General features: G+C 64.0%; 11 protein-coding genes and 1 tRNA gene. 4 read left to right on the top strand and 8 right to left on the bottom strand.

Translation table 11 applies throughout. The features are described 5' to 3' along the window. Position 1 precedes the first annotated feature (1 nt). Entirely contained in the window at positions 2-1,057 is a 1,056-nt protein-coding gene (queA, locus tag IB234_RS13385) for a tRNA preQ1(34) S-adenosylmethionine ribosyltransferase-isomerase QueA (RefSeq protein WP_192318400.1), read from the bottom strand. A gap of 121 nt (positions 1,058-1,178) precedes the next feature. Beyond that, on the bottom strand, positions 1,179-2,936 hold the full coding sequence (locus tag IB234_RS13390; protein ID WP_192318402.1) for a cation:proton antiporter: 1,758 nt from the start codon (positions 2,934-2,936) through the stop codon (positions 1,179-1,181). 190 nt (positions 2,937-3,126) lie between these two features. Between IB234_RS13390 and IB234_RS13395 the strand changes: the two genes are divergently transcribed. From IB234_RS13395 to IB234_RS13405, 3 genes are all read left to right on the top strand, one after another. Continuing rightward, positions 3,127-3,211, top strand: a tRNA-Leu gene (locus tag IB234_RS13395). Positions 3,212-3,468: 257 nt separating this feature from the next. Continuing rightward, complete coding sequence (locus IB234_RS13400; protein ID WP_044406025.1) at positions 3,469-3,681, top strand: cold-shock protein; 213 nt, start codon at positions 3,469-3,471, stop codon at positions 3,679-3,681. Between the two features lie 156 nt (positions 3,682-3,837). Next, entirely contained in the window at positions 3,838-4,341 is a 504-nt protein-coding gene (locus tag IB234_RS13405; protein ID WP_192318404.1) for an RDD family protein, read from the top strand. Positions 4,342-4,344: 3 nt separating this feature from the next. On the opposite strand, the gene IB234_RS13410 is transcribed toward IB234_RS13405, so the two are convergent. After that, entirely contained in the window at positions 4,345-5,241 is an 897-nt protein-coding gene (locus IB234_RS13410; RefSeq protein ID WP_225580569.1) for a GIDE domain-containing protein, read from the bottom strand. A gap of 28 nt (positions 5,242-5,269) precedes the next feature. After that, complete coding sequence (locus IB234_RS13415; protein WP_192318406.1) at positions 5,270-5,842, bottom strand: LemA family protein; 573 nt, start codon at positions 5,840-5,842, stop codon at positions 5,270-5,272. Positions 5,843-5,997: 155 nt separating this feature from the next. On the opposite strand from IB234_RS13415, the gene IB234_RS13420 reads away from it, so the two are divergent. Then, on the top strand, positions 5,998-7,335 hold the full coding sequence (locus tag IB234_RS13420; protein WP_192318407.1) for an imelysin family protein: 1,338 nt from the start codon (positions 5,998-6,000) through the stop codon (positions 7,333-7,335). 128 nt (positions 7,336-7,463) lie between these two features. On the opposite strand, the gene IB234_RS13425 is transcribed toward IB234_RS13420, so the two are convergent. The 4 genes from IB234_RS13425 to IB234_RS13440 form a co-directional block, all read right to left on the bottom strand. After that, positions 7,464-8,399: an aliphatic sulfonate ABC transporter substrate-binding protein gene (locus IB234_RS13425; RefSeq protein WP_192318408.1), complete on the bottom strand. Its 936-nt coding sequence runs from the start codon at positions 8,397-8,399 to the stop codon at positions 7,464-7,466. A gap of 2 nt (positions 8,400-8,401) precedes the next feature. Continuing rightward, positions 8,402-9,442, bottom strand: a complete 1,041-nt coding sequence (gene mgrA, locus IB234_RS13430; RefSeq protein ID WP_192318409.1) for an L-glyceraldehyde 3-phosphate reductase — start codon at positions 9,440-9,442, stop codon at positions 8,402-8,404. Positions 9,443-9,496: 54 nt separating this feature from the next. Next, positions 9,497-10,825, bottom strand: a complete 1,329-nt coding sequence (locus IB234_RS13435) for an LLM class flavin-dependent oxidoreductase (RefSeq protein WP_192318410.1) — start codon at positions 10,823-10,825, stop codon at positions 9,497-9,499. Positions 10,826-10,906: 81 nt separating this feature from the next. Beyond that, on the bottom strand, positions 10,907-13,123 hold the full coding sequence (locus tag IB234_RS13440) for a TonB-dependent receptor (protein ID WP_192318412.1): 2,217 nt from the start codon (positions 13,121-13,123) through the stop codon (positions 10,907-10,909). Positions 13,124-13,370: the final 247 nt, after the last annotated feature.

Consider the following 13,370-nt stretch of genomic DNA (forward strand, 5'->3'; position numbering starts at 1 on the left):
CTCATGGGGTCTCCTCGGGACCGCGCGGGTCGGGATTGCGGGTGATGAACATGGCATCACCGTAGCTGAAGAAGCGGTACTGCTGCTCCACGGCCGCGGCATAGGCGGCCATGGTCTGCGGGTAACCGGCAAAGGCCGAGACCAGCATCAGCAGGGTCGACTCCGGCAGGTGGAAGTTGGTGACCAGGGCATCGACCACATGGAAACGCTTGCCCGGGTAGAGAAAGATATCGGTGTCGCCACTGAAAGCCTTCAGCTCGCCATCGCGGGCGGCGCTCTCCAGCGAACGCACGCTGGTGGTGCCGACGGCGATCACTCGCCCGCCACGGGTACGGCAGGCGGCAACGGCGTCAACCACGTCCTGGCCGACCTGCAGCCACTCGCGGTGCATGTGGTGATCTTCGATGCGCTCGACCCGCACCGGCTGGAAGGTGCCAGCACCCACATGCAGGGTGACGAAGACGGTCTCGATGCCTTTCTCACGGATCGCCGCCAGCAACGCGTCGTCGAAGTGCAGCCCGGCGGTCGGCGCGGCAACGGCACCGGCCTTGTCGCGATCAGAGTAAACGGTCTGGTAGCGCTCGCGGTCGGCAGCCTCGTCGGCGCGGTCGATGTAGGGCGGCAGCGGCATATGGCCGACCCGATCCAGCAGCGGCAGCACTTCTTCGGCGAAACGCAGCTCGAACAGCGCGTCATGACGGGCGACCATCTCGGCCTCGCCGCCACCTTCTATATGGATCAGCGAGCCCGGCTTGGGCGACTTGCTCGAACGCACGTGGGCCAGCACGCGATGGCTGTCCAGCACACGTTCGACCAGGATCTCCAGCTTGCCGCCGGAGGCCTTCTGGCCGAATAGGCGCGCCGGGATTACCCGGGTGTCGTTGAACACCATCAGGTCGCCAGGACGCAGGTATCCAAGCAGGTCGGCGAACTGCCGATGGGCCAGCGTACCACTCTCGCCGTCCAGCACCAGCAGGCGGCTGGAGCTGCGCTCGGCCAGTGGATGGCGCGCGATCAAGTCGTCGGGTAGGTCGAAATGGAAGTCGGCAACACGCATGGGGTCAGTCTCGCAGGGGGCGCAGAGCTTACCGGAAAGCGCGCGTGCGAGCCACGCACCGGCCGACGGCAGGGCGCCGGACCGGCATATCCACCTTCCAGCCCAGCACATACCCCAACCCCTAATGCGGGTGCTTGTCCTGCTCCAGAGTCTCCAGCAGAGCAATCTGCATCCGTGAATGCAACCGGATCAGCCAGCGCCACAGCAAAGCAATCGCACCGACCGCCACCAAGCCGATGACCACCAGCGCCTCGACGGTCGGCAGGATGCTGGCTGACAGCGCCATCAGCAACAGCATGATCACTATCAGGGAGAACAGCGGGATCAGCTCAGCGATAACCTTGCGCACCCGCACCGTGTGTCGACCGGCCTTCTCCGGGCGCACTGCCAACTCGGCAAGCAACATGGCCAGCGCCTTCAGCTTGCGATAGGCGGCGACTAGGAACGGCAGCGACACCAGCAGCGCACCACCCCACACCAGGGAGCGCTGGACGTTCTCTCCCTCGACCCATGGCGCCAGGTATCCCTCCAACGTCGCGGCAAAGTAGCGGGCACCAAGGAAGAAGGCCACCACCAGAGCGATGTTGACGCCCACTTGCAACAGGATGCGCCGGATCATGCCTATCAGCATGACGTTTTGCCCCTGGGGCTGGATGCTGCGCAGCCAGTCACCATAGAGATTGAAAATACGCGCGATGCGCTCCGGCATCAGCCGCGCCAGCGTGTTGGAGAAAGGGTCCGCGGCGCGAATCAGGTAGGGCGTGGTCAAGGTGGTGATGGCCGACACGGCAACCGCCACCGGATAGAGGAAGTCGCTGGTGACCTGCAGAGTCATGCCCAGCGCAGCGATGATGAAGGAGAACTCGCCGATCTGGGACAAGCCCATGCCCACGCGCAAGGAAGTGCGACCGTCGTTGCCCGCGATGAAAGCTCCTAAACTGCAGGAAATGACCTTGCCTACGATCACTGCGATGGTGATCACCAGAATCGGCAACGCGTACTCGACGAGAACGTTCGGATCGATCAACAGGCCGATGGCAACGAAGAAAATGGCGCTGAACATGTCACGCACCGGCTCGACCAGTCGCTCGATCTGCGGCAACTGGCGCGACTCTGCCATGATCGCACCGATCAGGAAGGCGCCCAGAACCATGCTGTACTCGAGCTTGACCACTAGCAGGCAGAAGCCGAAGCACAGGCCCAGCACGGTCACCAGCAGCATCTCGTTGCTTTCGAAGCGAGCCACATAGGCGAGCAGGCGCGGCACCAGCAGGATACCGATGACCAACGCCACGATCATGAACAGCGACAGCTTGCCGACGGTGGCAAACACTTCGCCGGTCTCCACCGAGCCAGTCACCGCGATACCGGACAACAGGGCGATGATGCCGATACCGAGGATATCTTCGACGATCAACACGCCGAAGATGAGCTGGGCGAAGCGCTCGTTCTTCAGCTTCAGATCGCTGAGTGCCTTGATGATGATGGTGGTCGAGGAAATCGCCAGGATGCCGCCAAGGAACAGCGAATCCATTTTGCTCCAACCGAAGAAGCTGCCAATCTCGTAGCCGATCCAGAGCATCAGGCCGATTTCCAGCGACGCCGCGATAAAGGCCGTTGAGCCGACGTTGAACAGCTTGCGCAGGCTGAATTCGAGACCCAGGAAGAACATCAGGAAGATCACACCGAGCTCGGCGAGAATCTTGATCGTCTCTTCCTCATGGATCAGGCCGAAGGGCGGTGTATGCGGACCAATGATGAAGCCCGCGAGAATGTATCCGAGCACTACAGGCTGGCGCATGCGATGGAAGAGAATGGTCACCACGCCGGCGACCAGCATGATCACGGCCAGATCCTGGATGAAACTGATGGCATGCATCGCGGCGTCCCTCCCCTGCGTAAACCGCCCCCAACGGCGCTCTATAGCCGCCCTGAAAATCGATATAAAAGCCTAACATCTTGATTTACCGGACTTATCGGTAGCGGTCGAGGAATTTGTAAGCTCAGATGGCAGAACGGCGACCCAATTGACCGCCTCCCGGCGTCTCCCTATACTGCGCGCCCATCGTGCCTCGGTGGCGGAATCGGTAGACGCGGCGGATTCAAAATCCGTTTTCGAAAGGAGTGAGAGTTCGAGTCTCTCCCGGGGCACCACGATATTTTCCTCCCCCCTCAAATTGCCTGCAAAGCCTCTGGAATCAGCTGTTTCAGGGGGGTTGGCAAATTCATTTGAGTTAGCTAGAGTGGGTCAACTGTGTTTGCTTGGGTCGCCTTGAATCGTGACCTGGTGCAGTAGATCCTAGATCCGCTACATCCCGCTCGACTTCTCTTACTCTCTGCAACCAGTTCCAGCCCTCTCGCGCCATATGCCGGGAGGCTGTCATCAACTCTAGTTTCAAGGAAATAAGACAATGTCGAATCGTCAAACCGGCACCGTCAAATGGTTCAACGACGAGAAGGGCTTCGGCTTCATCACCCCCGAGAGCGGTCCGGATCTGTTCGTGCACTTCCGCGCTATCGAAGGTAGCGGCTTCCGCAGCCTGAAAGAAGGCCAGAAAGTTACTTTCGAAGCCGTGCAAGGCCAGAAAGGCATGCAAGCTGACAAGGTCCAGGTTCTGGCCTAATCGCTGCAGCTACGAAGAGCCCCTGATGGCAACATCAGGGGCTTTTTTATATCTGGCGATTCTCGCTGCCTGGATGCGCCAGCAAGCTCCCTCTTTTTGAGCCTAACGTTTTCTGACCGTACAATCCGCGCGGTCTTCCCCTGCTCCGAGCCATCCATGCCCAAGCACATACTGCGCCCCGAGGGTGACTTTCCCGTCGCCGGCCTGATCCGTCGCTTTGCGGCGATGTTCTATGACTTCCTGTTGTGCGTCGCAATGATCATGGTGGTCGGACTGATCTACCAACAAGGCCTGTTGCGGCTGATATATGGCAGCGAACGCCTGCTGGAAATGTCAGAAGCTGGTGCCTTGGACAACGACCCCATGCTGGCCAGCCTGGTGCTGCTCAGTCTGTTCGGTTTCTTCGCCAAGTTCTGGACGCACAATGGCCAGACCCTCGGTATGCAGGCCTGGGGTCTGCGCATCCAGAATACCGACGGCTCGGCCATCAGCCTGTGGCAGGCTCTGCTGCGCTTCGTGATCGCCATCGGCTCGTGGCTCTTCGTCGGCCTAGGCTTCTTCTGGGCCCTCTGGGACAAGGAGAAGCGCAGCTGGCACGACATCTATTCGGAAAGCAAGGTCGTGCAACTACCCAAGGGCGTCCACAAACAGGGCAAGTGAACGTCAGGCGCCCGCCAGCCCCGGCAGCAATACATTGCCAACCAGCCAGGCAGTGGCCAGGGCGCCGATCAGACAGAACAGCGCACCACCAGCCGCCTGCCAGTAGAAGCCCCGGGCCATTTCATCCTCGCCATGATTGGAGAGGATGAACGGATAGGACTCCCCCGGTCTGCGCAGCTGGTGGTGCACCGGCACCTCGCCGCGACTGGCGTGCCGGCGCTGAGCCTCGGCCCTCGCCGACTCCCGCATACGCTCCCATTCGGCCGGGTCCAACTGACCATCGCCATTGGCATCGAAGCGCTGCAGCATGCCGGCAAAGTCACTTTTCCACTCCCGCACCACGGCGCCTTGCGCCAGTGCCAGATCGAACACCTCGGCGCCACCCATGGTGCGGAAGTCGCCGATGGCATAGAGCGGCTGTCCAACCTGCAAACGCTCCTCTGTATAGCGGTAGTGGCCATTGCCGCCGATCAACATACCGACCAACCCTAGGCTCGGCCCGTTGGGGTTGCCCATTGGCCGCCGCTCGCTGCCGTACCAGACCTCGCGGACGACCGTCCGCACCTCCGCGCCTCGCGGATTGACCAGGCACTCGCCGGTGGCATCGCGCAGGCGCAGCCAGGCCTCACTGGTGCCACTCTCGAGTACGCGCCAGGAGCGGCGCTTGCCCTCCTCGCTGTACTCCTCGACCTTGAAACGCCACCACAGGCACGAGTTACCACTCAGCGGCGCCCGCACCTCGCCCTCGTCCAGCGCGTGCAATACACCGTAGAGTTCGACATAGCCCTGGGCTGCGGAGCGGATCTTCGAGGTCGGCGTATTGAGCAGGAAGCGAGCTTCGGACAGACGCTTGATGCACCACCAGCCACCACCGGCGCATGCTCCGAGGCTGAAGGCCATGCTGATGGCCAGACCACCGACATCCATCTCAGTTGAACAGCGACTTGAGATCGACGTCGGCTTTCTCTTCCTCACTGAACTGCAGCAGTTCGGCCTCCTTGAAGGCGAACATCCGCGCCAGGATCACATCGGGGAACTGCTCGATGCGCACGTTGTTCAGATTGACCGCCTCGTTGTACAGCTCGCGGCGATCTGCAATGGCGTTTTCCAGCCCGGAGATGCGCTGCTGCAGATGCTGGAAGCTGTCATTGGCCTTGAGGTCGGGGTAGTTCTCGGCCAGGGCAAACAGCTGGCCTAGGCCGGCACGCAAGCTGCTCTCGGCCTTGCCCAGGGCGCCCACATCATGCTGCTCGCGAGCACTGGCCACGGCGCTGCGTGCCGCGACAACCCGCTCCAGCGTCGTGCGCTCGTGCTGCATGTACTGCTTGCAGGTCTCCACCAGCTTGGGCAACTCGTCATGACGCTGCTTGAGCAACACATCGATGTTCGACCAGGCCTTGCTCACGCCGTGCTTGAGGCGCACCAGTCCGTTGTAGAGAACCACGCCCCAGGCGGCGAGTAGAAACAGGGCGACGAGAATGGCGACGGCAGTAAGGCTCATGGACAACACTCCTTGTGAATTGCCGGCATTCTAGCGACACCATGCCTCACGTCTACAAGGGCGACGAACGGAAAACGCCTTTGCATTTAATGAAAATCTTTCGCATCATTGAGCGGTTTTCCCGCCTTCCAACACTAGAAGCAAAGGACTCCGCCATGACTCGCATGCCCCTGGCTACCGCCAGCCTGCTGGCTCTTGCCATTTCCCTCGCCGGCTGCGGCGAAGACAAGAAAGAGGCCGCTGCACCGCAAGCGGCTGCTCCGGCCGCGGCCACCACCAGCGCCGCCGCCCCGGCCAAGGTAGAGGAAGCCGCCGCCAAGGCCGTGGTTGCCCACTACGCCGAACTCGCTTCCGCTGTGTTCAACGATGCCGCCAGCACTGGCAAGAGCCTGCAGAGCGCCGTCGATGCCTTCCTGGCCAGCCCGAGCGAAGAGACCCTGAAAGCCGCCAAGGAAGCCTGGTTGGCTGCACGCGTTCCCTACATGCAGACCGAGGTGTTCCGCTTCGGCAACGCCGTGGTCGATGACTGGGAAGGCCAGCTGAATGCCTGGCCGCTGGACGAAGGCCTGATCGACTATGTCGCCAAGGACTACCAGCACGCGCTGGGCAACCCGGGCGCCAGTGCCAACATCATCGCCAACACTGAAATCCAGGTTGGCGAGGACAAGATCGACGTCACCGAGATCACTGGCGAGAAACTAGCCGAGCTGAACGAGCTGGGCGGTTCCGAAGCCAACGTCGCCACCGGCTACCACGCCATCGAATTCCTGCTCTGGGGTCAGGACCTGAACGGTACCAACCCGGGTGCCGGCGCGCGTCCGTACACCGACTACCTGGTAGGTGAAGGCGCCACCGGCGACCACAACGAGCGTCGCCGCACCTATCTGAAAGCCGCTACCGATCTGCTGGTCGCCGACCTGGACGAGATGGTCGGTCAATGGAAAGCCGGCGTCGCCGATAACTACCGCGCCAAACTGGAGGCCGAGCCGGCCGAGAGCGGCCTGCGCAAAATGCTGTTCGGCATGGGCAGCCTGTCCCTCGGCGAGCTGGCCGGCGAGCGCATGAAAGTCGCCCTGGAGGCCAACTCCACCGAAGACGAGCATGACTGCTTCAGCGACAACACCCACAACTCGCACTTCTACAATGGCAAAGGCATTCGCAACATCTACCTGGGCGAATACAAGAAGGTAGACGGCACCACCCTGACCGGCCCGAGCCTGTCCTCGCTGGTCGCCAAACTGGACGCCCAAGCCGACACCACCCTCAAGGCCGACCTGGAAGCCACCGAAGCCAAGCTGCAGGTGCTGGTCGACAGCGCCGAGAAGGACAACGTGCACTTCGACCAGTTGATCGCTGCCGACAACGCCGACGGCCAGCAGAAGGTACGTGATGCCATCGCCGCGCTCGTCAAGCAGACCGGGGCCATCGAGAAGGCTTCTGCCGTACTGGGCATCAGCGACCTCAACCCGGACACTGCAGACCACGAGTTCTGATCGTCCGAGCAACCGGCACCGCCAGGCCCAAAAGACCTGACGGTGCCGGTTGCACCCACTTCTTCACTCGCCCGCAACAACCGCACCCGTTCTCTCCCCGCACTACCCCCTTTCGAACCACATGACCTTCAACGCGCTATAGGCACGGATTCGGTGATATCGAGTCTGCGTGGCAGCAGCCGATTCTCGAAGAACAGATCGGCAGTCTTCTGCTGAGCCTCCACGATCTCGACGGTAACCGGGCCGATCAGCGACGGCGGACGGTGGCTGAAAGCCCGCGCGATCACCACCTGGCTGAGGCCGGTGACCTTGGCCAGCACTGCGATGCTGGCGGCCTCGTCGCTGCGGGTGAGCGCTTCGGCACGGTTCAGCTCGGCGAGCAGTTCGGGGAGGAACTGTGGGTTGGCCTCGGCAAATGGCCGGGCGGCCAGCACGAAGGGCCCGCTCAGGCCGAGACCCTCACCATTGGCCAGCAGGCGTGCGCGGCCTTCCAGCTCGATGGCCGAGTAGAACGGATCCCAGATCGCCCAGGCGTCCACGGCGCCACGCTCGAAGGCGGCGCGGGCGTCGGCTGGTGGCAGGTAGATCGGCTGGATGTCGGCGAACGTCAAACCTTCACGGGCCAGCGCACGCAGCACCAGGTTGTGCGCGCTGGAGCCCTTCTGCAGCGCCACGCGCTTGCCCTTGAGCTCGGCCACCGACTGCAGCGGGCTGTCCTTGGCCACCAGGATCACCTCGGCCTGCGGCTTGGGCGGCTCGGCGCCGATGTACAGCAGGTCGGCGCCGGCGGCCTGGGCGAACAGCGGCGGGATATCGCCGGTGGAGCCGACATCCAGGCTGCCGATATTCAGCGCCTCGAGCATCTGCGGCCCGGCGGGAAACTCAATCCACTGCACGCGCACATCGGGGAAGCGCTGCTCCAGCATGCCGTGCTCCTTGGCCAGCACCAGGCTGGTGGAGCCCTTCTGGAAGCCGATGCGCAATACCTCGGGGTCGGCCGCACGGGCCAGGCCGGAGAAGGCCAGCAGCGCCAGCAAGGCGGCGCCGAATCGAATGCTGTTCATGCTCACTCCCAGTCGGTGGACGGTTTTTCCCAGAGGTTGATGCCGCCCTCCACCGCATGGCGGTCGATCTCGGCCAGTTCCTCGGCGCTGAAGGCCAGGTTGTCCAGCGCGGCGACGTTCTCGATGATCTGCGCAGGATTGCTGGCGCCGATCAGCGCCGAGCTGACTCGCGTATTGCGCAGGGTCCAGGCCAGCGCCAGTTGCGCCAGGCTCTGCCCACGGCGCGCGGCGATCTCGTTGAGCGCGCGGGCGCGGGCGATGTTGGCTTCGGACAGATGCTCAGGGCGCAGCGAGGCACCGCCCGGGCGGTTGACCCTCGCGTCCTGCGGGATGCCATTGAGGTACTTGTCGCTGAGCAGGCCCTGGGCCAGCGCGGTGAACACGATGACGCCGGCGCCCAGCTCGTCGGTGGTGTCGAGCAGGTCCTTCTCGATCCAGCGGTTGAACAGGTTGTAGGCCGGCTGGTGAATCAGCAGCGGCACCTTCAGCTCGCGCAGCAGCGCGGCGATCTCGCGGGTCTTGCCCGCCGAGTAGGAGGAGATGCCGACATACAGCGCCTTGCCCTGGCGGACGATGTCGGCCAGGGCGATGGCGGTCTCCTCCAGCGGCGTGTCGGCGTCGAAGCGGTGCGAGTAGAAGATGTCCACGTAGTCCAGGCCCAGGCGCTGCAGGCTCTGGTCGAGGCTGGAGATCAGGTATTTGCGCGAGCTGCCGCCCTGCCCGTACGGCCCCGGCCACATGTCCCAGCCAGCCTTGGTCGAGATGATCAGCTCGTCGCGGTGGGCCTTGAAGTCTTCCTGCAGCAGGCGACCGAAGTTGCTTTCGGCACTGCCATAGGGCGGGCCGTAGTTGTTGGCCAGGTCGAAGTGGGTGATGCCCAGGTCGAAGGCGGTGCGCAGCAGCGCGCGCTGGGTGTCGATCGGCGTGGCGTCGCCGAAGTTGTGCCACAGGCCCAGGGACAGGGCCGGCAGCAGCAGGCCGCTGCGACCGACACGGCGATAGGGAATGCGTTGGTAGCGGTTGGCGGCGGGGATGTAGCTCATGGAACTCCTTGCGGCAGTCGGCGAGGCGACGTGCAGCCGCCCCGCCCGACCGGATCAGGTGAAGAAGGGATTGCGCGGATATGGCAAACCAAGGTGCTCGCGTAGGGTGCGGCCACGGTATTCCGTACGGAACAGGCCACGCCGTTGCAGCTCGGGCACCACCTGGGTGGCGACGTCTTCCAGGCCCAGCGGCAGGTGTGGCACCAGCACGTTGAAACCGTCGGCGCCACGGCCCTCGAACCAGGCCTGCAGCTCGTCGGCGATCTGCGTCGGCGTACCGATCAGGCTGTGGTGGCCACGCCCACCGGCGATGCGCCGGCCGAGCTGGGCCAGGGTCAGCTGCTCGCTGCCGGCCAGTTCGGTGAGCAGCTTCTGCCGGCTCTGCTGGCCGTTCTCGGTCAGCGGCAGTTCCGGCAACGGGCCGTCCAGCGGGTAGCCGGACAGGTCGAAGTTGCCGAGCATGCGTCCGAGCAGGGCCACGCCCACTTCCGGCTCGACCAGCTCCTGGAACTGCTCGAACTTCTCGCGGGCCTCGGCCTCGCTGGCGCCGACCACGATGAACACGCCGGGCATGATCTTCAGTTCGTCCTCGCCGCGCCCGTACTTGGCCAGGCGGCCCTTGAGGTCGGCGTAGAAGGCCTGGGCCTTGGCCAGCGAGGTTTGCGCGGTGAACACCACCTCGGCGGTTTCGGCGGCCAGCTCGCGGCCGGTCTCCGAGGAACCGGCCTGCACCACCACCGGCCGGCCCTGGGGCGAGCGGGCGACGTTGAGCGGACCCTGCACGCGGAAGTGCTCGCCGTGGTGATTCAACACCTTCAGCTTGGCCGGGTCGTAGAACTGGCCGCTGGCCTGGTCGTGGACGAAGGCGTCGTCCGCCCAGCTGTCCCACAGGCCGCGCACCACCTGGTGGAATTCACGGGCCCGCGAGTAGCGTTCGGCATGCGGGATGTGCGCGTCGCGGCCGAAGTTGAAGGCCTCGGCGGCGGCGTCCGAGGTCACCAGATTCCAGCCGGCGCGGCCACCGGAGAGGTGGTCCAGCGAGGCGAACTTGCGCGCCACGTGGTACGGCTCGTTGTAGCTGGTGGTCACCGTGCTCACCAGGCCGATGCGCTCGGTGATGGCGGACAGCGCCGAGAGCAGGGTCAGCGGCTCGAAGTACACCGAGCGCGAGGTGTGACTGGCGATGGCATCGGTGGACGCGGCGACGCTATCGGCGACGAACAGCGCATCGAACTTGGCCGCCTCGGCGATCTGCGCAGCGCGGCGGTACTGGCCGAAGTCCAGCGGGTTGGCCACCACGTCCGGGTGGCGCCAGGCGGCGATGTGGTGGCCGCCGGCCATGAGGAAGGCGCCGAGGCTGAGTTGACGGGGAGAATCGCTCATCGAATGGGTTCCTTACGTAGGCTTTGCAGGCCACCCGGCCGCTCTGCGGCGGCGCGGGTGGATGGGCACGCAAGGCCTCGATCAGAAGTCCTTGCGCAGCTGCACGCCGAAGTAGCGCTGGTCGTCACGCGGCACCGCGCGGTAGATGTAGCTGCCACCGCTGGCCAGGGCCTGGGAGTAGGACTTGTCGGCCAGGTTCTTGCCGAGCAGGGCCACGCGCCAGCCGTCGTTGTAGTCGGCCAGGGCGATGCTGGCGTTCCAGATGCCGTAGGCGCCCTGCACCGTGTCCGGGTTCTGGTCGAGGCTGAACTGCACCTCGTCCTGCCAGCTGTAATCGGTGCTCAGCTCCACATCCAGGCCGTTGTCCAGCGGGATGCTGTAGTCGGCGCGCACGTAGCTCTTCCAGTCCGGGGTGAACGGCAGGCGGCCGCCGTCGATATCGCAGGTGGCTGCGGCGCCCACCGGGCAGTTGAAGTGGTCGACGCGCGCCTTGGTGTAGGCCAGCGAGGCCGAGAACTTGAGCTGGCTGGTGGCCTGCAGGCTGGCATCCAGCTCGACGCCCTGGGTCTTCACGCTGCCGGCGTTGATCAGGCGGGTCACCACCTGGTTGGCCACGGTGTCGAAGAAGTTGGCCTGGTAGTCGTCGTAGTCGGTGTGGAACACGGCCAGGTTGGCGGTCAGGCGGTTGTTCCAGGCCGTGCTCTTGAGGCCCACCTCGTAGGAGTCGGAGGTCTCCGGCTTGAGCGCCTCGGTGTCGCGCGGCTGCATGTTGAAGAAGGTGTTGTAGGCCGGGCCCTTGTAGCCGCGCGAGTAGGTCACGTAGCCGGTGAGGTTGTCGGTGAAGTCGTACTGCAGGCCGGTGCGACCGCTGAAGCCGTCTTCATCCACCGAGCCGGAGCTGCTGGTCGACGGCTGGATGCCGGTGACCGCGGTGGCCGAGGTGGACACCCGGCGATGGTCGTATTCCAGGTCGTCGTGGGTCCAGCGCAGGCCGAGCAGCGCGCGGAAGTCGTCGGTGAAGTTGAAGGTGTTCTCGCCGAACAGCGCCACGCTGTCGTTGGTCACGCTGTAGTCGGCGCGGCCGTGGTTGAGCACGCCGGCGTTGGTCGACCAGCGCTGGTAGATCTCGTCGGACTTGCCGTGGAAGTAGTAGGCGCCGAGCACGTACTCGTTGAACTCGCCCTTGGGCGAGGTCAGGCGAAACTCCTGCGAGTACTGGTCGTAGTCCACCTCGCCCTTGTCGTGGGAAGCGGTCAGTGGCAGCTGGGCGCTGCGGTCGCCGTCCTGGTACTGGGTGTTGTCCCAGCCGCGCCAGGCGGTGATCGAGGTCAGGGTGAAGTCGCCCAGCTGCCAGTCGGCCTGGCCGGACAGGCCGGTGTTGGTGTCCTCGACGTGGGTCTTGTAGTCGCTGTTGATCTTGCGGTTGTGAGCGCTCACCGCCACCGGGCGCAGTACATTGGCGAAGGCCGCGCCGCTGGAGCTGATCACCCCGCTGGGCAGGGTGTCCTCGCCATCCATGTAGTCGCCGATCAGGGTGAATTTGAAGTCCTCGTTCGGCTCGAACTCCAGCTTGCCGCGCACGCCCTTGCGCTCGTAGCCGTTGACGTCGTGGCCGTTGTAGACGTTCTCGACGTTGCCGTCGTAGTCGCCCCACAGGGTGCTCAGCGAGCCCTTGAGGGTGTCGGTCAGGCGCCCGCCGATACCGAAGCGCAGGCGGTTCTCGTTGCCGCCGCCGAAGTGCGAGTAGTCGACGTAGCCGCTGGTCTCTTCCGGCGCATCCTTGCTGACCACGTTGAGCACACCGGCCGAGGCGTTCTTGCCGAACAGGGTGCCTTGCGGGCCGCGCAGCACTTCGATGCGCTGCAGGTCGAGCAGGTCCAGGGTGGACTGGCCCGGACGGCCGAACACAACGCCGTCGACCACGGTGGCCACGGTCGGCTCTACGCCCGGCGAGGTGGAGATGGTGCCCACGCCGCGGATGAACAGCGAGGTGTCCTTGTTCGAGGCGCCGGCGCGGTAGTTCAGCGTCGGTACCTCCTGGACGATGGCGGCGACGTTGTTGCGGTTGCCGCGCTCGAGCTGCTCGCCGTCGATCACCGACACCGCCACCGGCACTTCCTGCAGCGAAGCCTCGCGGCGGGTGGCGGTCACTGTCACGGTACCGAGGGTAGTGGCCTGCTCGGTGGTGGGCGCCTCGGCGGCGAACGCAGGCTGGCCGAGCACGGCCAGCAACACGGCACTGGCCAGCGGCGTGCGGCGCAGGCGGAATGGGGAAACCTGGGAATTCTCGATATGCATCTACTTCTCTGCCCTGTTGAACCAGACGGAGCCCGCTATGGGGCCTTTCTCGGTCGCCGTAACCGGTCTGGTCTCGCTCGTGCGAGTGGCAGTGAAGGTCGGCGCATGAGCGCTTGTTAGCGCTAACATCGCCAGTATCAAAGCGAACCTAATAGATCGTCAAATAATTAAAAATTACTTTTATATTCCATAAATGAAATTTCCTGAGTCCGCCACGCAAGTATTTGTTAGCGCTAACAAATGCAGT

The sequence above is a fragment of the Pseudomonas sp. PDM16 genome (assembly GCF_014851865.1).
Taxonomy (GTDB): Bacteria; Pseudomonadota; Gammaproteobacteria; order Pseudomonadales; family Pseudomonadaceae; genus Aquipseudomonas.